Source organism: Proteiniclasticum aestuarii, from assembly GCF_017368455.1.
GTDB lineage: Bacteria > Bacillota > Clostridia > Clostridiales > Clostridiaceae > Proteiniclasticum > Proteiniclasticum aestuarii.
Genome location: NZ_JAFNJU010000011.1, coordinates 81,295 through 106,642, shown reverse-complemented (window position 1 = coordinate 106,642; position 25,348 = coordinate 81,295). Strand labels below are relative to the sequence as shown.

Below are 25,348 nucleotides of genomic sequence, written 5' to 3'. Positions count from 1 at the left end.
ACTACTTCAGTCTGTCCACCTGCTTCTGGAAGGCAAGTAGATGACTTTCAGAACCTTTCATCAGTGCCTCGAAGACCGTGTAGATGTTCTCGGGCAGATCATAGGTCATGAATTTCTCGTACATGGCAATATTATCGATTTCCGCCTGGACTCCTGTTTCTGCAGCCTCAAGAAGGTTCTCCGGAATGATCAGGTGATCAGAAGAGGTGTCCTCAGGAAATGGAATCCCGTAGGATCCATAGACTTCCTCCAGAAAAGAAAGATGCATTTCTTCGGAGCGGGAGATGTTACCATAGGGCCTTTCTACATCAAATCGGTCCATGATCTCTATATACTCTCCATGAGCAAGATATTCGTCTTCCACAGCGTAGGTCAGCATATCGAGGAGGGTAAGATTCTCATCAGAAAGGGCGCCGATGGCACCATGGCCTTCCCGGGAAAGGACCAGCTCTTCTTCGGGCACAGGATCTGGAGAGCTGTCCAGATTGTGATCCACGCTAGGATTTCCAGGCTCTATGAGAGGCGCATCCGTAGCTGCATCGGGCACGCTGGTTTCCGGTGTGCTTACAGGAGGGGTTATAGTTTCCGCATCTTCCCTCGAAGTACATCCTGTGGCAAGAGATAAGGTGAGCACTGTCAGCGCTGCCAGGATTATGTATAAGCTGTGATGTTTCTTTAAATTTATTGTATGTTCTTTTCTTTTCATGGTAACGACTCCTTTGTTTTGTACTACTATAAGGATAACCCTTAATCATGTCGAAATAATGTTATTCCTGAGGCAGTACAGGGCTTTCTGTCTGCATAGAGGTGGAAAGGAGAACGAATATGAAAGATATATTTTTTGGAGATGTTTCCGATGTAACTAGAATGCTTATCATAGGTACATTGACGTATTTTCTGCGCATTCTTTTTCTTAGTGACAGGAAAGAGAGCCTTGTCTAAAATGAATGCTTTTAATCTGATCATCACCGTTGCTCTAGGGTCATCCTTTGCCACGGTGATGCTGGACAATTCCATTGCACTTATGGAGGGGGTGGCAGCCCTGGGACTTCTGATTCTATTACAGTACGTGGTGACCTTCACTGCCGTGCGTTCGGAAAGAATAAGAAGACTCATCAAATCGGATCCGACACTTCTGTACTATCAGGAGGGAATTTCTAGAGAAGAATATGAAGAAGGAGCGTATTTTGAAAGATGAGATCCATCAGCATGTTCGAAATGCCGGATATGGCAACTATGAGCAGGTGTCGGCAGTGGTGCTGGAAACAGATGGAATCTTACCGGTTCTGAGTGCGGAAGGGGAACTTCTTCCAGCAAAGAACAATGGAGCCAGATAAGATGAACCGGAACTCCTGCGTTTAGCAAGGGTTCCGGTTCATGAATTCTCTTGAAAGGGATTCTCTAGCTGTTACTGAACCATCCTGTGCTGCTGGAGAAAAAAGTACAAACTGAAAACGACCTAACAGAATCTTAAAACTAATAAAGAGAAAACCATGCTATCCTATATATATTATGAGTGAATCAGGATTCAGCGTATATCAATGCCTTTAGGGATCGAGAAGGAGATGAATCGCCATGGTAACCATTGAGGATGTCATGAAAGAATATCAGAAGCAGCTTCAGAAAGGATGGATTCAGAAAGCCTATGGAGAAATCATGGGATTCATGAATGGGCTTAAAACGCACCTGAAGCGTACCTATCCCGAGGATCAGATCGGCGGCCTTTATCAGGGGTATATGGATATGACCTACTTTTCCTTCACGCCCAGGGAACTGAAAGAGAGAAACCTCAGAATCGCGGTGGTTTATCTTCATAAGGAGAACCTCTTTGAGGCCTGGCTGACAGGCGTCAACAGATCGGCAGCCTTGAAGACCTTGGAAAAACTTAAAGAGCTGGAATCCTATGGATATGAGATGTTCGAGCCAATGAATGGAGTGGACTATATCATAAGAACGGTTCTTTCCAAGACGCCTGATTTTGAGGAGAAAAAGAAACTCATGGATGAAATCGAAAGAAAATGCCTGCTCTTCCGTCAGGAGATGATAGTTCTCATGGATCAGCTTTCTTCTGAAAACAGGAGCGGGAAACGATGAATATTGCGTATGGAGGTATCTCATGAAAGAAACAAGCGGCAGACCCCTTAAGAAAGTGGATACGAAAGCCTTCCTGAAGGATGTCCTCATCTGTTCTCTGGGCGCCTATGGCGGACCAGAAGCCCACTATGGGGTCTTTACGGATCAGATGGTGGTGAAGAAGAAGTACATCACGGAAGAGGATCTCATCGAGCTCATCGCCCTGACAGGGGTTCTTCCGGGACCCAGCAGCACCCAGACACTGGTCTCTATCGGATACAAGATGGGTGGACCGAAGCTGGCACTGCTCACCATGCTGGTCTGGGCACTGCCGGTGGTGGTGGTCATGACGATTCTGTCCTTTCTCAGTCAGATTCTGGCGGGATGGAATCTTTCCCAGGACGGTTTTCGCTACATCGGTCCCATGGCCGTGGCCTTCATCGTCATGGCGGCTTATCGCATCGGAAGAAAGGTGGTGAAGGACCAGCTGACATTTGTTCTGCTCCTTTTCGGTGCAGTGACCACCTACTTCATCAGAGAGCCCTGGATTTATCCGCTGGTGCTGGTACTGGGGGGTGTTGTCACAGTCCTCGCATCCGGAGAAAAGGATCTCTGGAACCGCGTGAAACTGGATCCGCCCTGGAAGTATCTCATTGCCTTCTCGGTGTTTGCAGCAGGCAGTCTGATTCTGGCCTGGATTTTCGACAACCGGATTCTTGATATCTTTGAAAGTTTCTATCGATACGGGTATCTCGTCATCGGTGGCGGTCAGGTGGTGGTTCCGCTGATGTATGGAGAACTGGTGGAAATTCATCAGTATATGACCAGTCAGGAGTTTCTCACGGGATTTGGTCTTGTCCAGGGTCTGCCAGGACCCATGTTCAGTTTCAGTGCCTATGCGGGAGGGATGGCAGCAAGAGGTTCCGGGGCCTTCACTCAGGTCATGGGCGCTGCGGCAGGAGCCATAGGCATATTTCTGCCGGGTCTTCTTCTCATCTACTTCATCTATCCGGTATGGGAGAAGCTGAAGAAAATTAAGGGAATCAAGGCTTCTCTGAAAGGGATCACAGCTGTGGCGGGTGGTCTCATTACCACGGCAGCGGTGGTGCTCATGCAGAGAAGCGGAATTGAAGTTGACAACATGCTGGTGATGCTCATCACCCTGGCTTTGCTCTTTTGGAAAAAGATTCCAGCACCGCTCATCGTGCTGGGCGTTCTCATCGCCGGTTTTGTTTTCTGAGGGTGCTGATAAGAAGGAACAGCGGAGCAGATGCTGCATTTTCCATTCTGATTTGAAGGGAAATGAGCTTGGCAGTATAATAAAAGAAAAATCAGTGAAAGGAGAGGATACTCTGTGGACGCGAAAAGAAGAAAGCTGAGTGCTGACGAGAAGGTGGAACTCCTTGAAATACTGGAGAAGCGATTTGAGAAGCATATGGAAAGACATCAGGATCTGAAATGGGAAGACGTTCTCAGTAAACTTGAAAAGAATCCGGAGAAGCTGGAAGCGCTCCATGCCATGGAAAGAACCGGTGGGAAACCGGATGTGGTCTCCTATGATCAGAAGAAGGATGTCTATACTTTCATGGACTGCTCGGAAGAGACGCCGGAGGGTAGAAGAAGCATCTGCTACGATGAAGAGGCACTGGAGAAAAGAAAGAAGAACAAACCGGAAACCAGTGTGGAGAACATGGCCAGAGAAATGGGCGCTACGCTTCTGGATGAAGAGGCATACAGACAGCTCCAGTCTGTGGGAGAGTTCGACAGGAAGACCTCCAGCTGGATCAGTACACCGGAATCCGTCCGGAAACTAGGGGGCGCTCTCTTCGGTGACCGAAGATACGGCAGAGTGTTCATCTATCATAATGGAGCGGATTCCTACTACGGCGTAAGGGGGTTCCGAGGCAGCCTTAAGGTTTAGATGGCGATAAAGCATTCACGAATGTGCGGAAACAGCTACTGATGATACCCATCAATAGCTGTTTCCTTTTCTATGTCAGGAAATCATAAAACTCTCTTTAATAGGTAAATTTTTATTGTTTTTCGATAAAAACAGTGGTAAGATGAAGAAAAAATAAGAAAAGTGAGATCCGATTATGCGTAAATTGAGTATACTGTTTCTGAAACTGTCCCTCCTTTTTGTGACCCTGCCTCTGATACTCTTAGCTGGCTACGGAGTCTTCAGTCTACTAGCGAATCCGGTGAATCCGGTCTATGCATGGATGCTGTATCCTGTCATTGCGGGGGTCTATGTTTCGCTCCTTCCTCTGTTCTGGGTCTTCTGCCACCTGTATAGGCTTCTTGAAGCCGTAGCGGGGAAAAAGAGCCCGGATGAAAAGGAGAGGATTCTGAAGAAACTGAGAAAAGGAAGTCTTTTCTTTGCCGGTGTCTTTGTCTTCACAGAACCTTTCGTCTTCCAGGTGGCACAGGAGGATGATGCACCAGGACTGATTATTTTCTTCCTGATTCCTGCCTTCTTCGCCCTCATCTTCAGTGCGGTCCTGACGCTCTTCATCGACAGGGAAGAAACAGGCAGGGTCCTCGGGTCCTGATCGAAGAACTGAATAAGGAAGTTAGATGCAGCAGAACTCTTTGACTGATAGGCAGAGGGATCTGCTGTTTTTTCGAGAATGTCCTTGCATCCCAGAGGATATGGCTTTTCAGTCCCGCTGAGAAAGATTCGAGTTTATGAAATCCAATTGCATAATTGTTATAATAGAAAGAAGTGAAATCCTTTCAGCGGGAAAGGATAAGGAAAACAAGGAGGCAATAAATGAACGCAATTGCAGGCATCTATGGAAGCGGAACCACTCTTTCTCAGATTGAGACTATGGTGAAGCCTATGCGTCATAGAGGCTGGAGTAAACAGATCATGAAAGATCATAGAATGACAGGAATCGAACTGGATACCATAAAAGAGGCCGAGTTTCGCAGTGACAAGAAAGAAAAGGTGCTTTTCAGCGGTAAAATCTATAACGCTGAGAAGCTTCAGAAGCTTCTTTCAAAGCCCACGTCCTATTATGAGAGAAGAGAGGATCTTCTGGTGCTGGACCTTTATAAGACCAGAGGAAGAGACTTTGTGAAGCTATTGGATGGCGTTTTCGCCTTTGCCGTTTACGACGAGGAAAAGGGCCTTCTTATGGCAAGAGATCCCTTCGGCATCGAACCGCTCTATATCAGCGAGGATGAGAAAGAGATACTTTTCGCATCGGAAATGAAAGCCATGGCCACAGCAAGGAAAGGATTCCGGGAGTTTCCCATCGGGTCCACCTATGAAAAAGGAAGAGGATTCAGGAAGTATTACAGCATCCAGAAAGAAGAGGATGAAATCAGAAGCTTTGATGCTGCGCTGGAAGGAATCCAGAATCATCTGGAGCGCGCCGTGGAAAAACGTATGGAAACTGAAAGGCCTTTTGGGGTTTATCTCAGTGGAGGCCTGGACAGCAGCATCATTGCTGCCATCACCGCGGAGAAAATCAGCGGCGTGGACTCCTTTGCAGTGGGCATGGAAGGCAGTGAAGATCTTTTTCATGCGAGACTCTGCGCGAAGCATCTGGGTACAACTCACCATGAGTACATATATGACCTGAATGAAATGCTTTCGGTGCTGCCGGAGGTGATCTATCATCTGGAGTCCTATGATGCAGCTCTTGTCAGAAGCTCTGTGGCGAACTTCATGCTGGCAAGGCTGGCGGGAGAAAAGGCGGATGTTGTGTTCTCAGGCGAAGGAGCGGATGAACTTTTCTGTGGATACAGTCAGTTCAAAGACATGGACGAAAAGGAAGCCAGGGAAGAAATGGTGGATATGCTGGGTACCCTTCACAGCACTGGACTTCAGAGAGGAGATCGCATGTCGCTCACTCAGGGCATCAGAGCAAGAGTGCCGTTTCTTGATCCGGAGATGGTGGAGTATGCCATGCGCATACCCGTCTCCATGAAGATCGGACCAGAGGGTCAGGAAAAATGGATCCTCCGAAAAGCCTATGAAAAAATGCTGCCGGAAGAGATCGTCTACAGGAAGAAAGACAAATTCAGCGTAGGTGCAGGATCTTCCCGGAAACTGGCTGAAGTGGCAGAAGAGACTATTTCAGACAGAGAATTTCTTGAAAGCAGAGTGACAGCCGGGGGGAATATGCTGAGAAGCAAGGAAGAGCTCCTATACTACAGAATCTTCAAGAGCTTTTACCCCCAGACCTCCGTGGAGAAGTCCATTGATTTCACCAAAGTGATCTAGAAAAGCGCATAGACAAGTGGGAGACAGATTTCTTTCGAACAGAAGGAGATCTGTTTTTCTTTGCTGCATACGGATGAACCATGTTAGAATAACAAGGAAAGAAAAATCATAATCATTGGAGGAATCATATGAAATTCTGCTGGAGTACATTAAAAGTGAAGAATCTGGATGAATCTGTTTCATTCTATGAAGAGGTTCTGGGACTTCCCGTGAACAGAAGGTTTGTGGCAGGTTCTGGTATGGAAATCGCATTTATGGGAGAGGGAGAGACCCAGATCGAGCTCATCGAAGTGAAGGATAAGAACACGACCCTTGTGGGACCAGATATTTCCTGGGGGTTCCAGGTGGAGTCTCTGGATCGGATGATGGAGATTCTGGAAGAGAAGGGAATTGACATCATGGAAGGGCCCTATTCACCCAATCCGTCCACGAGCTTTCTCCATATTCTGGATCCCAATGGACTCAAAATCCAGCTGGTGGAAAGGAAAGCGGAAGGGAAAGGGCAGGACGCATGATGAACAAACTCAAGGGACTGGATCAGGGGCAGTATCTTCTCGTGGTCCTGTTAAGCTATCTTCTGACCTTCGGTCTTCTTGGCTCACTGGGCGTCAGAGACTATCTCATCGCTACCTATTCGAGACTGGTGGACTTCGTGGTATTTCTCCTGATTTATCTGGCGGTGTTTCTTCTGCTGGCCTATGTTGTGGACTGGCTCTGGAAGGTGCTTAAAATCCGCGAAAAGTAGAAAAATAAGGACTGTTAAAAACCCGAAACAGTGGAAGGAAAGTGATCCTGTTCCAACTGCTTCGGGTTGTTCTCGTTCAATGACAGAAATTCAGGGTTCATGTCTTGGATGAGCTTCCACAATCTGAATTGCTCTTACAAGCTCCTGGATGATATCTGACTGAAACTGGTGATCCAGTTCTTTCATCTTGGTGAAGATGAGCCCTCGGTCGGACATGATATACTGTGGTTTCAGATGATTCAGCGCCATGGCTTTGATGTCGTTCTGGCACTTTTCGCACACACGGATATGGCTTCTGTCTTTAATGAGGACAGGCAGATGACTGTCCACTAAGGTCTCCATATGATTTTTGAGCATTTTATCCCCCCCTTGCTGTTTTTATTATATAGCTCAATAAAGGAACATGTTAAAAATAATATAACATCAGAAGATTTTCTGTACAAGATATATTTTGTATGCAAATATTCAGAAACGGCTCTACTTAGAAATACGAGATAAAAACAAAAGATAAACAGCTTTAAGGATTAATAATTGGAAGATTATGCCGATATGTTATGATATGATCAGCTAGAGCATCTGTAGGGGGATTCTTGTTTAAAAGAATCTTCGGGATTGTTGACATAAATTGTTCAGGCTGAGTCAGATTACTACAAATGAAAAATTAGGAGACCGTTATGGACCGTAGCACGAACATCAGCTTTCTGATCAAACTGATTGGTGACACCATAGAGACGAAAGCCAATAAAAGATTGAAATCTTATGGCATCACACTATCTCAAGGGAGGATTCTAGCCTATCTTTATGAAAGAAGGACAGAAAAGACTTCTCAGAAGGATATGGAAGAGTATTTTCAGGTGACTCATCCGACGATCATCGGTATTCTCAAAAGACTAGAGTCCAAAGGGCTGATCTCCAGTGAAATTGATGAGATCGATAAAAGAGTACGTAATATTTCACTGTCTCCGGATTTTGAAATAAAATCATCTGCTGTTCTCTCCTATCAGAAGGAAATGGAAGATCAGATTCTTGAGAAAATGAGTGATGCAGATACAAGGGAGCTGAAAGAATATCTGAACAAGCTTCTCGTAAATGTGGAGCAGATGGAGTAGGCAGTAGTTTCAGAGCATCAGAGGAAAGGTGCCTGTACATGGTTTAGAGAAGCCGTATACAGGCATCTTTCTTTTCTTTCATGGGCTGCAGGATCTTAAAAAATGGAGAGATTAAATATCGTATTATTTGAAATTGGAATTTTAACGTGATAAAGTGTGTTATACAAAGAGATTAGGAGATGAATCATGAAAGATATTATTCTGCTGCTGGTTTTGCAGCTTGCCTATGTACCCATGCTAGCACTTCGAACCATCAGCATGGTGAAGAAACTGACCCTGCTTACAGCGGTCTTCGGATTTCTGGAAAGCATCATCTATGTATTCGGACTGGCCATCGTCTTTTCCGGAGAACAGAGTGTGCTCCAGATGGTCGTCTATGCACTGGGATTCGCCTTAGGGCTCATCGTGGGCATCCATGTGGAAAACAAGATCGCCATCGGCTATACGTCCATACTTGTGAACATTAAGGAGCTCAATGAATCCTTCATCAAGGCACTGCGCGATGGCGGATTCGGGGTCACGGTATTCAAAGGAGAAGGGAAGGACAGTCCAAGATACAGGTTGGACATACTGACCAAGAGGACTCGAGAAAACGAGCTTTTTGCCTATATCGAGAAGTTCGAGCCGTCGGCCTTCGTTCTCGCCTATGAACCGACCCGATTCAAAGGCGGATACATGGAGATGATGATGAAAAAGCAGAGCAGATTGCGGGGACAGATGAAGAAGATCGATCCGATTCTGGAGGAAGAAGACGCTTCCTGGCTGCAGAGAGAGAAGGAAAAGATCCTTCATGAAGTGAAGGAACTGAGAAAAAGTGACGAACCAGACAATCTGAACTAGAATATATCATGGCCGCTGAAATCCGACAGGACGCTTCAGCGGCTTTTCCCTATGCAAAAGGCACTATACAGAAAGACCATTTCTGTATTATTGTAGAAGCATAGAATAAACGCAGAGTCGTCCGTCAGAGAAAGGGGAGTAGATCCATGCTGAGAGACCTATTGGACAGTATAAGGGATATGAGAAAGCATTACAGACTGTATGTGAATTTCGGCCTGCTCTACCTGATTCTTTTCGGCATCCTGTTTATACCGATTCTCTCCTATGTGATCAATCGTGTTTTTCTCTCCGTGGAGGGCGGCGTTCTTCTGAATCTGGATGTGTTCAAGATTCTTCTACAGCCAAGGGCGATGGGCTCCGCTTTGGGTCTGCTGCTGCTCAGCACCCTCTTTCTCTTTGTCCTCATGGGCACCTATCTGATTCTATCCCAGAAGAAGATCTTCCAGAAAGACATCCTGGTGACAGAAGCGTTTATGACGGCCATAAGAGCCATTCCGAGGTTGTTCCGGTTTGAAGCGCTGTATCTTCTTCTGCTCCTGTTTCTTATTTTTCCGCTGCTGGAGTTTCCCGCTAACCCCATCGTGAGAAGATTTCTGGATGTTCCACCGGCCCTTGTGAGGAATCTGGATTCTTTCCGGTTCGGTACAGTGCTGTACATGGCAGCGCTGGTTCTCATGATCTATTTTCTCATCCGCTGGATGTTCGCCTTCCATGAGGTGTTTTTTGAACGCAGATCCATCCGAGCCTCGCTGAAAAGCAGCGCCATGCTGACCAGGGGCATCAGAGGCAGACTGCTTCTGAGACTGCTCCTGGTGAACGCGGTGCTTCTTGGCCTGTTCTTTCTCTTCTTCTACCTGATGGCCCGGATTCCGCAGCTTTTAAACCTTCCTGTGAACTATATCGTGAGGAATTATTACATCACCTTCACAGGGCTCAGCCTCTTCATCTATCTCATGATTCTTCTGCCTGTGAATCTTCTCTATCTGACCAGAGTCTACTACAGAGAGCAAAGGAAACTGGGGCTGGATGTGTCGGATAAGATCACCACCGTGAAATGGCACTGGCTCATGAGGAAGGAAGAGGCCCTTCGGCATAATCTCAAAAACAAGAGAATCGCATTCACTTTTCTGTTTCTTCTAAGCCTTCTGATTTCCTTCACCTTAAGCTACAGCGTCAATGACGGTTTTCTCTATGCAGGAAGAAAGATTCTGGTGGCAGCCCATAGAGCCGACGCCATGAACGCACCGGAGAATTCCCTGAGTGCCATCGAGTCGGCACTGAATTTAGGCGCCGCTGTCATTGAGATGGATGTGCAGATGACTAAAGATGGTGTGCTGGTTCTGCATCATGACACCTCCCTTCTGCGTATGGCTGGTGTGCCGGAATCCGTGGCGGACTTCACTTATGATGGGCTCATGGACCTGGAAATCGGCAGCAGATTTCAGGAAGATTTCACCGGAGAGAAGATACCAACCCTCAAGGAAGCGCTTCAGGCTGTAAAGGGTCAAGGAGAAGTGCTTCTGGATGTGAAGGTCAGTGAGAAGAGAGGGGAAGTGGCGGTGAAAATACTGGAGGAACTGGAAGAAAACGGCATGAAGGAGTTTTCCTACATCCAGTCCTTTGAGTACAGTTTTCTCCGGGAAATCAGAGCCCTGGATGAGGACATCAGGCTGGGACAGATCCTCTATGCCGCATTCGGCAGGCTGAATCAGCTGGATGTGGATTTCTATACGGTGCAGATGAACATGCTGAGTCAGAATCTGGTGAAACGCGCCCATGATGCGGAGCGGGGGATCTTCGTCTGGGTGGTGAAAACGGAAGAGGACATGAAGAATGCTCTGCAGTATGACATCGACGGGGTCATTACAAGCAATGTGGCTCTGGTCACGGAAATGCTTGGAACAGAGACGCTGAAGGAAAAGCTGACGGAAGTGGAGACCCCTCAGTAAAGAGTGAAGCCTTGAATGGGGCAGATCTGATAATGGATGAAAATGGAAGGAGATCGGTATGAATAAACGGATCGAAGAAGCGAGAGCGATCATTGGAAATATAAAGAAAGTAAAGCTGGGGTTCTTCCCCACCCCGCTGCAGAGACTGGACAGGCTATCAGAGAGGCTGGGGGTGGAAATCTACCTCAAGAGAGATGATCTGACGGGCATCAGCCAGTTCGGAGGAAATAAAATCAGAAAACTGGAGTATCTCATGGCCCATGCACTGCAAGTAGGAGCGGATACCATATTCACCTACGGGGCCAGTCAGTCGAACCATGCCATGCAGACGGTGACCGCCTGCAGAAGGCTGGGACTTCATCCGGTTCTTTATCTGACAGATCTCATCGGGTCGGATCAGGAGAACCCTTATGGGAATCTCCTGCTGGACAGGATCATGGGCGCAGAAATCCATCTGGAGCCTTCCGATGGTGTCGACATGATGGTTGCGGAGGAGAGAATCCGTGAGAAAGTGAAGATGCGTATGGACACCTTGAAGGCGGAAGGAAGGACATGCTATGAAATCCCCATGGGCGGCGCCAATGCCATCGGTTCTCTGGGATTTTCGGAGGCCTATGTGGAGCTTGCCGAAGATCTTCAGCGCATCGGGAAGAAAGCGCAGTATCTTTATCACGCTACGGGGACAGGGGGGACGCTGGCTGGCCTTGTGGCGGGGAAAAAGCTTCTTCAGTCGGAAACGCTGATCCGCTCCATCGGTGTCGGCATCGGCGGCGAAGGCTATGAGCAAAGAGTGGTGCATCATGCCAATGGAGCGCTTGCTCTTCTGAATCGTCCAGAACGCGTCCTTCAGGAGGATCTTGCGGTGATCGGCGGCTACTACGGAGAAGGGTATGAAGTGCCCAGTAGAGAAGGCTCCAGAGCCCTCAGGCTTCTGGCGGAAATGGAAGGGATCTTCCTGGATCCGGTCTATACCGCCAAGGCCTTTTCCGGCATGCTGGACCATATCCGAAAAGGGGTCATTGAGAAGGGCAGCACAGTTGTTTTCTGGCATACAGGGGGTGCCACTGCGCTCTTCGCCGAAAGGAAGATTCTGGGGGAAATCTTCAGATGATTTGTAGTGCATTCTGCCGCTTTGTGCTAAAATAAGTGAATTACAGAAACAATGCAGAAGAAGGCTCTCTGGAAGGGCTTGATTCATAAAGAAAGAAGGAATCATCATGGATACAGGAAATGCATGGAAGAAGATCTTGAAAAGTGTGGTACTCTTGGGATTCATTTTCCTCTTCTTCTATCTGGTCCAGAATTTTGATATCTATAATGTGGACCGGATCCTTGGCACTCTTCATGAGATGGCGGAGAAAAGCTCTGTGAGGATTCCGTTCATTATCATTGCCACAGTGCTTCTGGTCTTTTTCGTTCCGATCTCTCCGGTGGCTGGCGCAGCGGGACTTCTCTTTGAAGTCAGCGGCATTTTATACATCACCCTGGCGGGTCTTCTGGCAGCGATGATTTCCTATGCCTTTGCAAAGCTCTACAGAGGAAATGTGGAGAAATGGATTAGGAGAATCTATACAAGAAAAGAGAGAGAAGTACCTCTGGAGGAGATGCTTCTTCGCATCAGAGACCATGGCTTCAGTTATGCGCTTTTCGTGCGCGCTCTTCCGTTCATGCCCTTCAGTCTGGGTAATCTCATCTTCGGCGTCAGTACCGTATCGCTCATGGATTATGTGACCACCACCTTCATCACAGTAGGCATCGGACAGGGCATCAATGTGCTGCTCATCGCCATGGCATCGGATTTCATGGAGCAGAAGACAGGAACTCTTCTGGCGGTGGCCCTGAAAGCGGCCTACTATTACATGATCTACGCCTGGTCGAAGAAGTACCGCTATCATACTGCCGAGGAAAAGGTTCTGGAAAGTGAAGAGTCTCCGGACTCCTTATGAAAACTCAAAGAAAGAAGGGCAGAAGAAACCGTATCGTTTCTTCTGCCCTTCTTCACTTTATGCGGATTTTCGGCTGGATTCTCTGACTGTTATGCGCACTCTTCGACATGTCAGGCTCAGAAACAGCAGAATGCCTGTCAGGGCACCGGCGCTGTCGAGGAGTACGTCTCTCAGTTCACCGCTTCTGCCCGGGATGAAGGACTGATGGAATTCATCACTCATGGCATACAACGCGCAGAGTATAAAGACGCTTCCGTAAGCCTTCGGGCCTTCCGGCCTCCTGGCGTAGGATACCAGGAGGCCGAGGATCAGATAGGCAGTGAAATGAGCGCCTTTTCTGACCAGAAAGTGGAAGAAATCCAGATCCAGTTCCAGCCAGGGGAGAAGCGTCGTGAGGAGGTCATGGATGGTTTTCGTGATTCCTGAACTGAGGGTGCTTGAACTTCCAGCCCCCTGATGGGACAGGAAGAAGATCACGCCCATCCAGAGGATGGCGGGAAGCCATCTGACATAGTCTGTGTGTTTCTTCATATCGGTTCTCCGGTTTTCTTTTTTTGTGATCTTAATTGGGGGAGTGGATCATGCGGTAGTATTTCGCTTTGAATCCAAGCTTCTCATAGAGCTTTCTGGCCCGCTTGTTCGGTAGGTCCACATGCAGAGACATGTTTCCACCGGTGAGCTCCAGCATCTCTGAGATCAGTGTGGTGGCGATGCCTCTTCCCTTGTTACCCTCTTTGGTAGCGATATAGGCCAGGTGATAGGTGGGGATGAAATTATCGAAGCCCGTATGAACCACAAGGCAGATGCCCTGAGGAACATTATTTCTTAGGGCCAGAAGAATATACCCGTCTTTCACACCATGGTCCAGGGCATCCAGGGTCTCTTCGATGGGATCTTTGTAGCTTTGAAGCCATTCTTCGATATAGGAACCCAGGGTGTCCCTGCTGTAGGTCTCAAAATCTTCGATTCGGATCATAGTCAGATCGCTTCTTCCATCGTTTAAGACAATGACATGCTTTCCTTTTTCCAGCTTACCGTCCTTCACCATTTTGTAGAAGCCGGCAAAAGGGTAGCCTTCTTCTGTGGAAAGCAGAATGTTCTCCTGCTTCTTCAGCAGCTGGACGCTTTCCTTGAGGAGCGCCTCATCCACGGACAGGAGATTGCCCTGGGTGTCGTAGATGGCCTGGAGGGTTTCCTCCAGGAGGAAGCTGTCGCCGGTGAAAAGATCTCTGGTATATTTGTTGACGGAGACTTTGTAGTTCTCCAGATCCGCCAGGGCATAGCTTTTTCTGAAGTCATCGAAGATGAAGTTTCCTTTGGGGATGGTGCAGGAATAGATCTTGGGCGTCATCTGAAGTTCACCTGAAACCCATTTGTCCATGAATCCGTTGTGCAGGGCGGAAACCGTATATCCGTAGCTCAGCTGGGTGAACACGGTGGTGATTTCTTCACCCAGCCGGTCCACGATCTCCTCTCCGATCTTCTGAAGGGGGATGACACTGAGATTCTTGTTGTGGTAGCCGTTGCTGGCATTGTAGATTTTATGGTCTCTGCAGTAGGAGTCGATGAGATGTGCTTTCTCGCTAGGTCGGTTGGAGAAGGAGATGAATTCCTCTCCGCTGAAAGTGGACTCTTTCCATTTTTCTCCTCTGAAGCGGGCGATTCTTACATTGATTTCGTATCGCACGGCGAAATACAGAACGGCACTGATGTAATCCAGTGCACCATCGGTCAGTAGAGTATCGTATCCTTTCATGGTACAGTCCCTGACCATTACCTCGGCAATTCGATCATATTTGTGGTGAGAAGGATTTGCACCTTCAAGCTTCAGATATATTTCTCCGACGTCAAAAATCTTCTCCAGATTTTTTGCTCTCATGAGGGGGGTTTTTCCAGAAATATTCATACATTCACTCCTCTTTCTTAAATTATTTTGGTATTTGAGCATAACAATTCCTGTTATCTCCATAATGAAAGTAAGCTTCGCTTACACGATCTATCTATTTATAAGGGTAACACAATGTGAAAAAACAGGCCACCCATCAGTTTTATGGAAAACCCTGACAGAGACTGAAATCTTTTTGTTTATTAAAGTGGTAAATGATGTATAATAAACCTTGTGCAATCTAGTGATAGCAATATACTAACTCTGTAGCGCTCCGTTATTTCAGAGAAATTATAGGTGTCTTCTGTTCAAGAATGATAACCAGTGAAGTAGAACAGATAGGCAAAAGTTATAAATCATTTTTCCTTTTATGCTTTACTTTTTTGAAGTTCAGCCGATATCTAGAATGAGTAATTACGTGGCGAAACCTCGACGTAAATTGGGATAAAGCCCTTGGAGTTTGTTGTGAAGAAAAGTATGAAATCTAAATCCGTGGATCTGAAATATTTTGTTATCCCATTTCTTTTGATAACAATTTCGTTTTCCTATCTGATCTATGGTACGATAACCAGTTGGATCAGGAATAATTACGACTATATAAAATCCGATGCCATCAATGTTGCGAGAGTCTATTCTCAGAATCTGAATAAGTCCACCAAAGCGAAGGAACTTCTCTACAGTCTTATTGATGAAAGACTCGAGACAGCGAGTAGTGCACTTTCCCAGAGAACAGGAGTGCATAGCAATGAACTAATGACTACTTTGGCAGAAGACCTCAATGTGGATGTGATCTACTCTTATGACCGAAACGGTGTGATTCGATTTTCCAGTTCGGAAGAGTATATCGGATGGAAAGCACCTGAAGGACATCCGGTCTTCGATTTCATGAGAAGTGGAACGGACTTTCATGTGGAAGAAGTCAGGAAAGACTCGGAAAGCGACAGAAAATACAAATACAGTTATACAAGATTAAGTGATGGTCGCTTTTTCCAGGTTGGCGTATCGGCTGAAAGCATAGAAGGTTTTCTGAATGACTTTGAAATGAAGCAGCTCCTTTCTGATATCGGAAAGAGCTATACGGTGGATTTCTCTCATTTCATCGGTCTGGATCATAAAATTCTTGAATCCACCCACCAGGAGTTCATCGGACAGATCATAACAGACCCGGAAATCACACTTGCCATGGATCTCAACCAGGAAGTGGACAAGATTTCTGATGTGATGAATCAGAATGCCTATCAGGTCTATGTACCGGTTTATGTGGATTCTGTAAAAATAGGTACCCTTGCTGTAGGTCAAAATGTTTCAGGATTTTTTGATGCTGCATTTCATATCATCGGCAGCGGCTTTCTGGTGCTTCTTAGTATTGTCGTGGTGATGGGCATTCTCATTGTGATCACCTACAATAAGACGAATAAGCATATGAAGCTTGCATATTTTGATCCGTTGACCAAGCTGCCGAATGACGTATATATGAAGGAGTTTCTGACTGGAAAGATTGGACAGAAGAAGATATCGAACAAAGCGATTTTTCTCATTAATATGAGAAACTTCCGAACGATCAATATCGCATTGGGTTTTGAAGTGGGAGACCTGATTATAAAGGAGATTTCTCAGAGGTTGGAGAAAGCTCTGGAAAAGAAGGGGATTCTCTTCCGGTTTTCCGGAGACAGGTTCCTCTTCTACGTGGAAGGGTATAAGGATGCGCAGGATCTTGAAAAGATCAGCAGAATCATTACGCAGGTCTTTGAGAAGCCATTTGAGTATCTGAGAAAGAATAAGCAGATCAGACCGGAAATCGGCATTGTGGAAATCAGTGACCGCTATAGAAATGTGGATGATCTCATGAAGGACGCCTCCATCACCATCACATATCTTGCGGATGGTGTAAGCGATCATATGATCTTCAATGCGGAAATGAGAAATAAGGTAGATCGTGAAGAGGTCATTGAGCTGGAACTGGTCAGATCGTATAAAAACATGAATGATGATATCATTCATCTGGAGTACCAACCCAAGATCAATGCAAAGACCAATCAGATTGTGGGATTTGAAGCTCTGGCACGTATGAATTCAAAAAAGCTGGGATTTGTTTCACCGGTAGAATTCATAGATATTGCTGAGAAAAAGCAGCTGATTCTTCCACTCGGCACCATGATCCTTGAAAAGGCCTGCATCTTTACAAGGAAGCTGGTCAGTATGGGGTATCGTGACATACGGATGGCGGTGAATGTATCAGGCATACAGCTGCTCATGGATGATTTTGTGGATACGGTATCAGATATTGTGGCGCGTACAGGTATTGAAACCAAGAATCTGGAGCTAGAGATTACAGAGAGTGTCATGCTTGAAAACTACGCGATGATCAATGACGTGCTTCAGAAGCTGAGAAATATGGGGATTGAAGTCTCCATGGACGATTTCGGCACGGGATTCTCTTCGCTGGCAAGCATTGGAGAGCTCAATATCGATATCGTGAAGATTGATCGACATTTCATCATGAAGATCATCAAAGGAACGGAGAAGAATCTGATCACCAATGATATCATCTCCATGGCCCATAAACTGGGTCTACAGGTCATAGCAGAGGGTGTAGAAAGTGGGATTCAGCGGGAGTACCTCATGCGAAACGGATGTGAGATCATGCAAGGGTATTACTTCAGCAGGCCACTGAATGAGGAAAAAGCCATCACTATGCTAAGAGCAACTTCATAAAAAATAATACAAAAGAAGGATGGAGCCATAAGGTTACCATCCTTTTTATCGCCTCGCAGGAAAAAATAAAATGAGGTACTGCAATTTCAGGAAACTCATGAAGGCATCTACAGGATGAAAGTTTGAAAAGGACATAGGGATAGTAGGAAACTCTTTTAGTAATAAATTTTTCATTTCCTCTTGTGTAATTATCAGAAGGATGGTAGTATTTCCTATGCGGACAATTCGTTTAATGATATTAAAATTCAGAATATAAAGACATGGTAATCGTTTAACAATAGCTGGATAATTTGTGATGTCAATGTTTATTTCAGCAATAAATTGAGAAATCTCAAAGGTAAAGCATGTGAGATTCAAATTTATTATGAAAATTCATTGCGATATTTGTATAGATTATCGAATTCATTGAAAAAAGGTTTACATGTTGATATAATTACGAATGTCAAAAACCTAAGGGAGGTAAACTAATGGCTAAAACAAACAACAAAGACAAAAAAGGTGTTCTGAAAACCATCGAAGTTGTAGGAAACGCTCTGCCACATCCAGCAATCATATTTGTCATTCTAAGTGTAGCAGTTGTGATCATTTCTTATATCGTATCACTGATCGGTACACAGGTAACCTACTACGATGCAAAACAGGCTGCCGACGTGACCATCGGTGCGGAGAACCTGTTTTCCGCTGAAGGACTGCGTTATATCTTCAACAGTGCAACCAGTAACTTTACAGGATTTGCTCCACTGGGAACCGTTCTTGTAGCGATGCTCGGTGTTGGTGTTGCTGAATGGTCAGGTCTGATTTCAACAGCCCTGAAGAAGCTTCTGACTAATGTTCCAGCAAGACTGCTTACAGCAGTGGTTGTGTTCTCCGGTATCATGTCCAACGTGGCATCTGATGCTGGATATGTAGTGGTTATTCCACTGGGTGCAATCATGTTCGCAGGTGCAGGCAGACATCCCATCGCAGGTCTTGCGGCAGCATTTGCCGGTGTATCTGCTGGATTCTCCGCGAACCTTCTGATCGGAACACTGGATCCGCTCCTAGGTGGTATCACAAACGCCGCTCTTGAAGCTGCAGGATCCACTGTACAGGTCCTTCCAACCGCAAACTACTACTTCATGGTAGCTTCCACATTCCTTCTGACAATTCTGGGTACCATCGTAACCGAGAAAATTGTGGAAAAGAATCTTGGTGCTTACCACGGAGATTTCGAACCAAACAAGGAAAAGATCACCGATGTTGAAAACAGAGGACTCAGAAATGCAGGTATTTCTCTTCTGATTTTCGCTGTCATCATGCTGATCCTCACTGTACCTGAAAATGCCCTTCTGAAGGCACCCAATGCGGACGGAGAGCTTGTAATCACAGAATTCCTGAGCAAGGGTCTGATCTTCATGATTCTTCTTGTCTTCATGATTCCTGGTTATGTGTACGGTAAGACTGTAGGCAAGATCAAGACCACCAACGACCTGGTTGAATCCATGACCGATGCCATGAAGAGCATGGGTGGATACCTGGTGCTGGCATTCTTTGCTGCACAGTTCGTATCCTACTTCGGTAAGTCCAATCTGGGAACCATCCTTTCTGTTAAGGGTGCGGAATTCCTGGAGGGAATCGGATTCACCGGACTTCCACTGATTCTCGGATTCATTGTGATTTCAGCCTTCCTGAACCTGTTTATGGGTTCCGCATCAGCGAAGTGGGCCATCATGGCACCGATCTTCGTACCGATGATGATGAGACTGGGACTTTCCCCAGAGCTGACACAGGCTGCTTACAGAATCGGTGACTCCACAACGAACATCATCTCCCCACTCATGAGCTACTTTGCCATGATCGTGGTATTCGCCAAGAAGTATGACAAGGAAAGCGGTATCGGAACCATCATTGCGACCATGGTACCATACACACTTGTATTCCTGGCTGGATGGGTTCTTATGATGATCGTCTGGTACGTGGCGAACCTGCCACTGGGACCTGGAGCGTTCATTCACATTTAGTTTTTAAAATAAGGCTGTTTTTCAGCCTTATTTTTTTACACAGACTTTTTATTTCTATGTTATCCTCTGACTGAAACCCGAAATACACTGATAAAGGAGAGATGAACTTGATCAACAAAGAAAGACTGGTGGACAGATTCATGCGTTATGTGCAGATCGACAGTCCGACCAAAGAAGAAAGAGAATTCGCGCTGATTCTGAAGAAAGAACTGGAAGAACTTGGCCTTAGCGTGGTCATGGATGATGCGGCAGAAAAGACAGGCAGCAACAGCGGCAATCTCATTGCAAAGCTCAAAGGAAATGCGGAGAAGGAAACCATTCTCTTCAGCTCGCACATGGATACGGTATCTCCCAGCAGAGGCGTGAAGCCGAAGATTGTGGATGGCACCATCTATAGCGACGGGACTACGATTCTCGGTGGAGATGACAAAGCGGGGATTGCATCCATCATGGAGGCCCTCACGGTGCTGAAAGAAGAGAATCTTCCTCATGGAGACATCGAAATCGCCTTCACCATCTATGAAGAGGGGGGCCTTTTCGGCTCTAAGAATCTGGATTACACAAAGATCGATGCGAAGATGGGATTTGTGCTGGACAGCGGTGGAGATCCGGGAGACATCATTGTCCAGGGACCTGCACAGAACAAGATCGATGTGAAGTTCACAGGAAAGCCAGCCCATGCCGGGGTAGCACCAGAGACAGGCATCAGCGCCATCATGATGGCGGCTGAAGCCATCAGCAGCATGAAGCTTCTGCGTGTGGATGAAGAGACCACGGCCAACATCGGTAGCATCTCCGGTGGGGGCGCCACCAACATCGTGACCAAAGAAGTGATTTTCCATGCGGAAGCGAGAAGCCTCGACAATGAGAAGCTGAAGGTGCAGTCTGACCACATGGTGAAGTGCTGTGAAGATGCGGCCAGAAAGTTTCATGGAAAAGAGGATGTTCAGGTGGAAAATGCCTATGGTGCCTTCAACATTCCGGTGGACCATCCTACGGTGAAGGCGGTGGAAGAAGCCTGCGAAAAGCTTGGCATTCCCACCAGAACCACCACATCCGGCGGAGGTAGCGATACCAATATCTTCAATGCCAACGGCGTTGCCGCCATCAACCTTGGCATCGGAGAAAGAAAACCTCATACCCTGGAAGAGCATCTGCATATCATCGATCTGGAAAATACCGCCAGAATCGTTGTGGAGCTTATGAAAGCTTAATACAGTTTAATCATTCTAATTGAGAAGGATCCTTCAAGCACCCATTTCGGTGTCGAAGGATCCTTTCCATGTGGCTGTATTTTCGATCTGTAATCCAAACGGATTCATCAGCGGTTTTCATTTATGAAGCTTCCTCTGCAGATCTTCCAGATCATCTTCCGTGAGATATCTCCACTCACCGGGATTCAGATCATGGACGGTGAGATTGAGGATCCGAAGCCTTTTCAGGAATGTCACCTGGTATCCGAGAGCTTTCGCCATGCGCCGAATCTGGCGGTTCAGGCCCTGAGTAAGAACAATCCTGAAGGTGTCCTCGGTGATTTTCTCCACCTGACAGGGCCGTGTCTGCCCGATCCGGATGTCCACACCACCGGCGAGTGTCTTAAGAGAGGATTTGCTTAAGGGTTTGTCCACGGTGACAAGGTATTCCTTCTCATGATGGTTTTCCGCAGACAGGATCTCGTGGGCCCAGTCCCCATCATTGGTGAGTAGAAGCAGTCCTTCCGACTCCTTGTCCAGCCTTCCTACAGGGAAGACGTAGAAAGGGAGATTGAGAAAGGCCATGATGTTTTCCTCCACGCTTTCCTCTCGTGTAGAGATGAGGCCAGGGGGTTTATGAAAAGCCAGATAGACCTTCTTCTTTTTCTCCAGTCTTTCTCCATCCAGAAGAATGTCATCCGTTTCTTTTACCCACTGGCCAGGGAATGCAAGGATGCCATTTATGTGTATTCTGTTATTTCGGATCCATTCATTGGCTTCTTTTCTGGAACAGTATCCATAATTGCTCAGCAGTTTATTGATTCTCATATAGTTCTTCCTTTCGCTTCTCTCATCGTATCACAGTGGAAGTGATATATTAAGTGGTTTTTTTAGTGTGATGTCATCACATAATGTGATAAGTTTAGAAGAGGAAGAAAATCAGTATTGAGAATCATAGGAATAGATTATAATGGGTGTAATACAAAATGTGATGAATTATTGAAAAGACAAGTGGAGGAATTAAAATGAAAGCAGCAAAAACAATCAGTTTCATGGGGATAGGTGCCATGAGCGCAGTTCTTCTTTTCGGGTTCACGCAAGGAAGCTTCTTTGAGGACGGAGGCAAGCTCCTTGAAAACCCCTGGGGCATTGTGTCGCTAGTGGATCTATACGTTGGCTTCACTCTGTTTTCCATGTGGATCGCATTCAGGGAGAAAAATATTCTGCTATTGGTGGTATGGATTCTCGCCATGATGATCCTAGGATTTTTTGCTGGTGCCCTTTACGTATTTATACATCTGGTCTTGTCAAAGGGGGATGTGCTTCAATTCTTCCTCGGAGATCGGAAGAAAGAAGTGCTTCGCAAAGAACGAAATGCAAGAAAGCGAAGTGAAGATTATGAATGGAAAAAGTAAGGAGATACTTGATGAACTGAAAAGTGTGCTGAGTGGTAAAACAATTGATGCTCTTTTTCCGCCGCTGGTCTTTGTCATTATCAATGGACTCCTGGGTCTGGAGGTGGCATCTGTCATATCGATACTGACTGCCGTGGGATTCGGCGTGAGAAGAATTTTCAGGAAACAGGACCTGAAATACGCGCTGGGAGGTCTGCTGGGTGTCCTAGTAGCTGTAGGTTTTGCCTATCTGTCAGGGAATGCATCGAATTTTTTCCTGCCTAAAATCATCAGTGGAACTTTCATGGTACTTCTCTCATTAGGGACACTTCTGATCGGGAAACCCCTGGCTGCATGGCTCAGCCACCTTACAAGAGGATGGCCTATGGATTGGTTCATGAGAAAAGATGTTAAGCCAGCCTACAGAGAAGTGACCATTCTATGGACGATTCTCCTTGCCTTTCGCCTTATCATCCAGATTCTTCTTTTCAGGGGAAGAAACCTCAGCCAGATGTTCTGGGTGAATACACTGATGGGCACACCGGCTACCATCATCATCCTTATACTCAGTTATATTTACGGCATCTGGAGACTGCAGAGGCTTGAGGGGCCTGGGGTAGACGAATATATGCAGGGAAAAGAAAAGCCCTGGCGGGGTCAGAGAAAAGGATTCTAGTTTGAAATGTGAACGATACATATTCGAAATGAACAGAATTTACTATTTAATCAGTGATATTTCATGGATTCAGAGTTGAATTATGTTATAATCATTAAGGTGAAATGTGATATAACAAATGACCATAAATATAGAGTGTCAACAGAGGGTTCTATGAAACACAAAAGGAAAACCAACAAGCTTGAAACAATGGATCTCAGGATCTACATCATTCCGCTTCTTCTTATAAGTGGGATTTTCATTGTTTCGGGCTTTTTTCTTTTGTCTGGAATCAGAAATCACTTCTATGATCAGAGACGGGAAGAAGCGGTGAAACTGGCGAGAAGTTATGCTCAAAGTATCTCGAGATTTTCTGAAGCCGAAGAACTCATTGATGATCTGCTGTCGGAAAAAATCAGCTTAAGTACGCAGTCGGTCGCACTATACGACAGAAGGTATTCAAACGAAAAACTGAAGGACCTTGCATCACGTCTGAAGGTCGATGAAATCGACTATTATGATCAATCAGGATATCTACGTTACTCCAATCTGGAGAACCTTATCGGGTGGGAAATCTATGAAGGACATCCCATCGATTATTTTCTGAAAAGCGGAAAACAGAGCTTGGTAGAAGGAATCAGGCGGGATGCCATCACCGGGGATTACTATAAATACGGCTATTACAAGATGGATGACGGAGGACTCATTCAGGTCGGGTTGAGAGCAAATACAGTCTATGCGTTATTGGATCGATTCAGTGTGAACAATTTGCTGCTGGAACTGAAAAACAATGAATTTGCTCTGCATATAGATCTTCTGGACCAGAATATGAATATCATAGGATCCACAGGGGGTCATCTTTCCGAAGCGCTTCCCAGTTTGGAGGAAGCAAAAGAAGCGCTGGAACAGAACAGAGAATACAGTTTCATTAATGAAGAAAGTGAATACAGGGATTTTAAAGTGATTGTACCCATAAATCTTGAGAATGAAGTAGAGGAAGACATGCATGCGCTCTCCATAGCCTATTCTTTAGAAGAGACAACGGAACAGATTCGTGATGTATCTTTCTTCAGTCTAGCTGCGCTTTCGCTGATCTATGGATCCATACTCTACAGTATGAGAGCGACCTATAATAAAAATGAAAGTCTCAGAAGTGCAGCCTATTATCATGAACTGACAGGGCTACCTAACAAGCTATATCTGGAGAATTTCATGGAAAGTGATCTGGAGAATAGGAACCAAAGAAGTAGAGGTCTGATTCTTTTAAGAATCAGCAATCTGAACAGTATCAATTTGACCTATGGGTACCATTTCGGAGACCAAGTGCTGATGGCGATCCCCGAAAAACTGAGAGAGTTTGAAGCTTCTGGAACTAAGCTTTTTCATTTCACTGCAGACCAGTTCCTTATATACAAGGAAAAACTAGAGGGGGAGATAGATTTGCGTGTCTTATCAGAGAATATCACGGCTTCTTTTGAGCGCCCTTTCAGCGTTGACGGTATCGATATCTATCTTTCGGTTAAGATAGGTATGGTTTTAGTGGATGAATCTTACGATAATGCCAACAGCATAGTGAAAGACGCATCTGTGGCTCTGGAACAGACCTTCAAAGAAGAAACGGATGTTATACTCTATGATGAAAAAATGTATCAGTCGCTACAAAGAGAAGACATACTGGTGAAGGAAATGAGAAGAGCCATTGAAGAAAAGGATGAAGACGTGCTGTTTCTTGAATATCAGCCCATCATCGATACAAGAACGAAAAAGATCATCGCATTTGAAGCTCTGGGAAGAATGAACGCGAGCCTGTTCGGTCGTGTATCTCCGCTGGAATTCATCGAAGCTGCAGAAAAGAACCTCATTATGGTGGAACTGGGCGGTTACTTCATGGACCTTGCCATGAGATTCATAAAGGATCTGGAAAACAGTGGCTATATAGATTTGAGAATTCATGTGAATGTTTCCGGAATCCAGCTGCTTCAGAGTCGTTTCAATCAAGAAATAAGAGAAAAGATCGAGCAGTCTGGAATCCGCCCGTCCCAGCTTGAAATTGAAATAACAGAATCCGTGCTCATTGACAATCTGGATATGATCAATAAAAAGTTCAGAGAGCTCAGAAATATGGGGGTAAAGATTTCTCTGGATGATTTCGGTACAGGATACTCCTCATTTGTAAGGCTTCATGAACTTCTTATAGATACATTGAAAATTGACAGACAGTTCATTCAGAAACTGGAGAATTCAAATAGAGATCTGATCATCGGAGACATCATAAAAATGGCACACAGATATGGTCTGCATGTGGTGGCAGAAGGAATCGAAGAGGAAATGCAGAGAGAATTTCTTCTACAGCACCAATGTGACTCTCTTCAAGGGTTTCTTTTCAGTCCAGCTGTTTGTCGCGAAAAGGCGTTTTTACTACTGGAAAATGAAAAACGTTAAGCTCCTATGTATGCAGCTGGTTCTTTGACAGCTGCATATTTTGATTTCAAGAGCTGAATCTTCCTGAACGACCAGGTGATGAAAGGCATTATACAGGTATATCACCTGGATAATTCAAAAAATTCACCTTTCTAAAGCACAATTAATGATATTATTTGCAATAACTAT

The 25,348-nt window shown here is 45.7% G+C and carries 25 protein-coding genes; 20 read left to right on the top strand and 5 right to left on the bottom strand.

Annotation, left to right across the window (positions count from 1 at the left end; genetic code table 11):
• Window position 1: 1 nt before the first annotated feature.
• The gene (locus J3A84_RS13570) at window positions 2-706 is read right to left on the bottom strand and encodes a ferritin-like domain-containing protein (protein WP_207600583.1); all 705 of its coding nucleotides are present in this window, start codon (window positions 704-706) and stop codon (window positions 2-4) included.
• 228 nt (window positions 707-934) lie between these two features.
• Between J3A84_RS13570 and J3A84_RS13565 the strand changes: the two genes are divergently transcribed.
• The 9 genes from J3A84_RS13565 to J3A84_RS13525 all read left to right on the top strand — a co-directional run bounded on the left by J3A84_RS13565 (window position 935) and on the right by J3A84_RS13525 (window position 7,052).
• Window positions 935-1,198, top strand: a complete 264-nt coding sequence (locus tag J3A84_RS13565; RefSeq protein WP_207600582.1) for a DUF421 domain-containing protein — start codon at window positions 935-937, stop codon at window positions 1,196-1,198.
• Window positions 1,188-1,337: a hypothetical protein gene (locus J3A84_RS13560; protein ID WP_207600581.1), complete on the top strand. Its 150-nt coding sequence runs from the start codon at window positions 1,188-1,190 to the stop codon at window positions 1,335-1,337. The genes J3A84_RS13565 and J3A84_RS13560 overlap by 11 nt, the downstream gene beginning before the upstream one ends.
• Before the next feature lie 238 nt (window positions 1,338-1,575).
• A complete protein-coding gene (locus tag J3A84_RS13555; protein WP_207600580.1) occupies window positions 1,576-2,094 on the top strand; it encodes a DUF7000 family protein in 519 nt (172 codons plus the stop codon).
• A gap of 22 nt (window positions 2,095-2,116) precedes the next feature.
• Complete coding sequence (chrA, locus tag J3A84_RS13550; RefSeq protein ID WP_207600579.1) at window positions 2,117-3,313, top strand: chromate efflux transporter; 1,197 nt, start codon at window positions 2,117-2,119, stop codon at window positions 3,311-3,313.
• A 114-nt stretch (window positions 3,314-3,427) separates the two neighbouring features.
• Window positions 3,428-3,994, top strand: coding sequence for a DUF4256 domain-containing protein (locus J3A84_RS13545; RefSeq protein WP_207600578.1), 567 nt, complete (start codon window positions 3,428-3,430; stop codon window positions 3,992-3,994).
• Between the two features lie 175 nt (window positions 3,995-4,169).
• Window positions 4,170-4,625: a DUF2975 domain-containing protein gene (locus J3A84_RS13540; protein ID WP_207600577.1), complete on the top strand. Its 456-nt coding sequence runs from the start codon at window positions 4,170-4,172 to the stop codon at window positions 4,623-4,625.
• 221 nt (window positions 4,626-4,846) lie between these two features.
• Entirely contained in the window at window positions 4,847-6,307 is a 1,461-nt protein-coding gene (locus J3A84_RS13535; protein WP_207600576.1) for an asparagine synthase-related protein, read from the top strand.
• 128 nt (window positions 6,308-6,435) lie between these two features.
• Entirely contained in the window at window positions 6,436-6,822 is a 387-nt protein-coding gene (locus J3A84_RS13530) for a VOC family protein (protein WP_207600575.1), read from the top strand.
• On the top strand, window positions 6,822-7,052 hold the full coding sequence (locus J3A84_RS13525; RefSeq protein ID WP_207600574.1) for a hypothetical protein: 231 nt from the start codon (window positions 6,822-6,824) through the stop codon (window positions 7,050-7,052). The genes J3A84_RS13530 and J3A84_RS13525 overlap by 1 nt, the downstream gene beginning before the upstream one ends.
• 90 nt (window positions 7,053-7,142) lie before the next feature.
• Here the strand turns inward: J3A84_RS13525 and J3A84_RS13520 are convergent, their stop codons facing one another.
• Window positions 7,143-7,409, bottom strand: a complete 267-nt coding sequence (locus J3A84_RS13520) for a late competence development ComFB family protein (RefSeq protein ID WP_207600573.1) — start codon at window positions 7,407-7,409, stop codon at window positions 7,143-7,145.
• Window positions 7,410-7,726: 317 nt separating this feature from the next.
• Between J3A84_RS13520 and J3A84_RS13515 the strand changes: the two genes are divergently transcribed.
• From J3A84_RS13515 to J3A84_RS13495, 5 genes are all read left to right on the top strand, one after another.
• On the top strand, window positions 7,727-8,161 hold the full coding sequence (locus J3A84_RS13515; protein WP_207600572.1) for a MarR family winged helix-turn-helix transcriptional regulator: 435 nt from the start codon (window positions 7,727-7,729) through the stop codon (window positions 8,159-8,161).
• A gap of 186 nt (window positions 8,162-8,347) precedes the next feature.
• Window positions 8,348-9,001 carry a DUF2179 domain-containing protein gene (locus J3A84_RS13510; protein ID WP_207600571.1) on the top strand — a complete coding sequence of 218 codons (654 nt, stop codon included), beginning with the start codon at window positions 8,348-8,350 and terminating at the stop codon, window positions 8,999-9,001.
• Window positions 9,002-9,147: 146 nt separating this feature from the next.
• Window positions 9,148-10,950 (top strand): glycerophosphodiester phosphodiesterase family protein, encoded by a 1,803-nt coding sequence (locus tag J3A84_RS13505; RefSeq protein ID WP_207600570.1) that lies wholly within the window; start codon window positions 9,148-9,150, stop codon window positions 10,948-10,950.
• Between the two features lie 58 nt (window positions 10,951-11,008).
• The gene (locus tag J3A84_RS13500; RefSeq protein ID WP_207600569.1) at window positions 11,009-12,061 is read left to right on the top strand and encodes a 1-aminocyclopropane-1-carboxylate deaminase/D-cysteine desulfhydrase; all 1,053 of its coding nucleotides are present in this window, start codon (window positions 11,009-11,011) and stop codon (window positions 12,059-12,061) included.
• Window positions 12,062-12,167: 106 nt separating this feature from the next.
• A complete protein-coding gene (locus J3A84_RS13495) occupies window positions 12,168-12,896 on the top strand; it encodes a TVP38/TMEM64 family protein (protein WP_207600568.1) in 729 nt (242 codons plus the stop codon).
• A gap of 57 nt (window positions 12,897-12,953) precedes the next feature.
• Here J3A84_RS13495 and J3A84_RS13490 read toward each other — a convergent pair whose 3' ends face one another.
• Both J3A84_RS13490 and J3A84_RS13485 read right to left on the bottom strand, forming a co-directional pair.
• A complete protein-coding gene (locus J3A84_RS13490; protein ID WP_207600567.1) occupies window positions 12,954-13,427 on the bottom strand; it encodes a VanZ family protein in 474 nt (157 codons plus the stop codon).
• 31 nt (window positions 13,428-13,458) lie between these two features.
• A complete protein-coding gene (locus J3A84_RS13485; protein WP_207600566.1) occupies window positions 13,459-14,802 on the bottom strand; it encodes a pyridoxal-phosphate dependent enzyme in 1,344 nt (447 codons plus the stop codon).
• 444 nt (window positions 14,803-15,246) lie between these two features.
• On the opposite strand from J3A84_RS13485, the gene J3A84_RS15490 reads away from it, so the two are divergent.
• From J3A84_RS15490 to J3A84_RS13470, 3 genes are all read left to right on the top strand, one after another.
• The gene (locus J3A84_RS15490) at window positions 15,247-17,496 is read left to right on the top strand and encodes an EAL domain-containing protein (RefSeq protein ID WP_207600565.1); all 2,250 of its coding nucleotides are present in this window, start codon (window positions 15,247-15,249) and stop codon (window positions 17,494-17,496) included.
• Window positions 17,497-17,963: 467 nt separating this feature from the next.
• Window positions 17,964-19,496: an AbgT family transporter gene (locus J3A84_RS13475; protein WP_207600564.1), complete on the top strand. Its 1,533-nt coding sequence runs from the start codon at window positions 17,964-17,966 to the stop codon at window positions 19,494-19,496.
• A gap of 101 nt (window positions 19,497-19,597) precedes the next feature.
• Window positions 19,598-20,710, top strand: coding sequence for a M20/M25/M40 family metallo-hydrolase (locus J3A84_RS13470; protein ID WP_483434096.1), 1,113 nt, complete (start codon window positions 19,598-19,600; stop codon window positions 20,708-20,710).
• Window positions 20,711-20,827: 117 nt separating this feature from the next.
• Here the strand turns inward: J3A84_RS13470 and J3A84_RS13465 are convergent, their stop codons facing one another.
• Complete coding sequence (locus J3A84_RS13465; RefSeq protein ID WP_207600562.1) at window positions 20,828-21,517, bottom strand: pseudouridine synthase; 690 nt, start codon at window positions 21,515-21,517, stop codon at window positions 20,828-20,830.
• Between the two features lie 197 nt (window positions 21,518-21,714).
• On the opposite strand from J3A84_RS13465, the gene J3A84_RS13460 reads away from it, so the two are divergent.
• From J3A84_RS13460 to J3A84_RS13450, 3 genes are all read left to right on the top strand, one after another.
• Window positions 21,715-22,104: a DUF1475 family protein gene (locus J3A84_RS13460; protein ID WP_207600561.1), complete on the top strand. Its 390-nt coding sequence runs from the start codon at window positions 21,715-21,717 to the stop codon at window positions 22,102-22,104.
• Window positions 22,088-22,759 carry a DUF3159 domain-containing protein gene (locus J3A84_RS13455; RefSeq protein ID WP_207600560.1) on the top strand — a complete coding sequence of 224 codons (672 nt, stop codon included), beginning with the start codon at window positions 22,088-22,090 and terminating at the stop codon, window positions 22,757-22,759. Before J3A84_RS13460 ends, J3A84_RS13455 begins: the two co-directional genes overlap by 17 nt.
• A 153-nt stretch (window positions 22,760-22,912) precedes the next feature.
• Window positions 22,913-25,180: a putative bifunctional diguanylate cyclase/phosphodiesterase gene (locus J3A84_RS13450; RefSeq protein WP_207600559.1), complete on the top strand. Its 2,268-nt coding sequence runs from the start codon at window positions 22,913-22,915 to the stop codon at window positions 25,178-25,180.
• The last annotated feature ends 168 nt before the right edge of the window (window positions 25,181-25,348 follow it).

Coding starts and splice junctions, on each gene's coding strand:
- J3A84_RS13500 (WP_207600569.1), top strand. CDS start 11,009: ATGAATAAACGGATCGAAGAAGCGAGAGCGATCATTGGAAATATAAAG.
- J3A84_RS13460 (WP_207600561.1), top strand. CDS start 21,715: ATGAAAGCAGCAAAAACAATCAGTTTCATGGGGATAGGTGCCATGAGC.
- J3A84_RS13495 (WP_207600568.1), top strand. CDS start 12,168: ATGGATACAGGAAATGCATGGAAGAAGATCTTGAAAAGTGTGGTACTC.
- J3A84_RS13555 (WP_207600580.1), top strand. CDS start 1,576: ATGGTAACCATTGAGGATGTCATGAAAGAATATCAGAAGCAGCTTCAG.
- J3A84_RS13525 (WP_207600574.1), top strand. CDS start 6,822: ATGAACAAACTCAAGGGACTGGATCAGGGGCAGTATCTTCTCGTGGTC.
- J3A84_RS13530 (WP_207600575.1), top strand. CDS start 6,436: ATGAAATTCTGCTGGAGTACATTAAAAGTGAAGAATCTGGATGAATCT.
- J3A84_RS13515 (WP_207600572.1), top strand. CDS start 7,727: ATGGACCGTAGCACGAACATCAGCTTTCTGATCAAACTGATTGGTGAC.
- J3A84_RS13540 (WP_207600577.1), top strand. CDS start 4,170: ATGCGTAAATTGAGTATACTGTTTCTGAAACTGTCCCTCCTTTTTGTG.
- J3A84_RS13535 (WP_207600576.1), top strand. CDS start 4,847: ATGAACGCAATTGCAGGCATCTATGGAAGCGGAACCACTCTTTCTCAG.
- J3A84_RS13455 (WP_207600560.1), top strand. CDS start 22,088: ATGAATGGAAAAAGTAAGGAGATACTTGATGAACTGAAAAGTGTGCTG.
- J3A84_RS13475 (WP_207600564.1), top strand. CDS start 17,964: ATGGCTAAAACAAACAACAAAGACAAAAAAGGTGTTCTGAAAACCATC.
- J3A84_RS13485 (WP_207600566.1), bottom strand. CDS start 14,802: ATGAATATTTCTGGAAAAACCCCCCTCATGAGAGCAAAAAATCTGGAG.
- J3A84_RS13470 (WP_483434096.1), top strand. CDS start 19,598: ATGAACTTGATCAACAAAGAAAGACTGGTGGACAGATTCATGCGTTAT.
- J3A84_RS13505 (WP_207600570.1), top strand. CDS start 9,148: ATGCTGAGAGACCTATTGGACAGTATAAGGGATATGAGAAAGCATTAC.
- J3A84_RS13510 (WP_207600571.1), top strand. CDS start 8,348: ATGAAAGATATTATTCTGCTGCTGGTTTTGCAGCTTGCCTATGTACCC.
- J3A84_RS13570 (WP_207600583.1), bottom strand. CDS start 706: ATGAAAAGAAAAGAACATACAATAAATTTAAAGAAACATCACAGCTTA.
- J3A84_RS13520 (WP_207600573.1), bottom strand. CDS start 7,409: ATGCTCAAAAATCATATGGAGACCTTAGTGGACAGTCATCTGCCTGTC.
- chrA (WP_207600579.1), top strand. CDS start 2,117: ATGAAAGAAACAAGCGGCAGACCCCTTAAGAAAGTGGATACGAAAGCC.
- J3A84_RS13490 (WP_207600567.1), bottom strand. CDS start 13,427: ATGAAGAAACACACAGACTATGTCAGATGGCTTCCCGCCATCCTCTGG.
- J3A84_RS13450 (WP_207600559.1), top strand. CDS start 22,913: ATGAAACACAAAAGGAAAACCAACAAGCTTGAAACAATGGATCTCAGG.
- J3A84_RS13465 (WP_207600562.1), bottom strand. CDS start 21,517: ATGAGAATCAATAAACTGCTGAGCAATTATGGATACTGTTCCAGAAAA.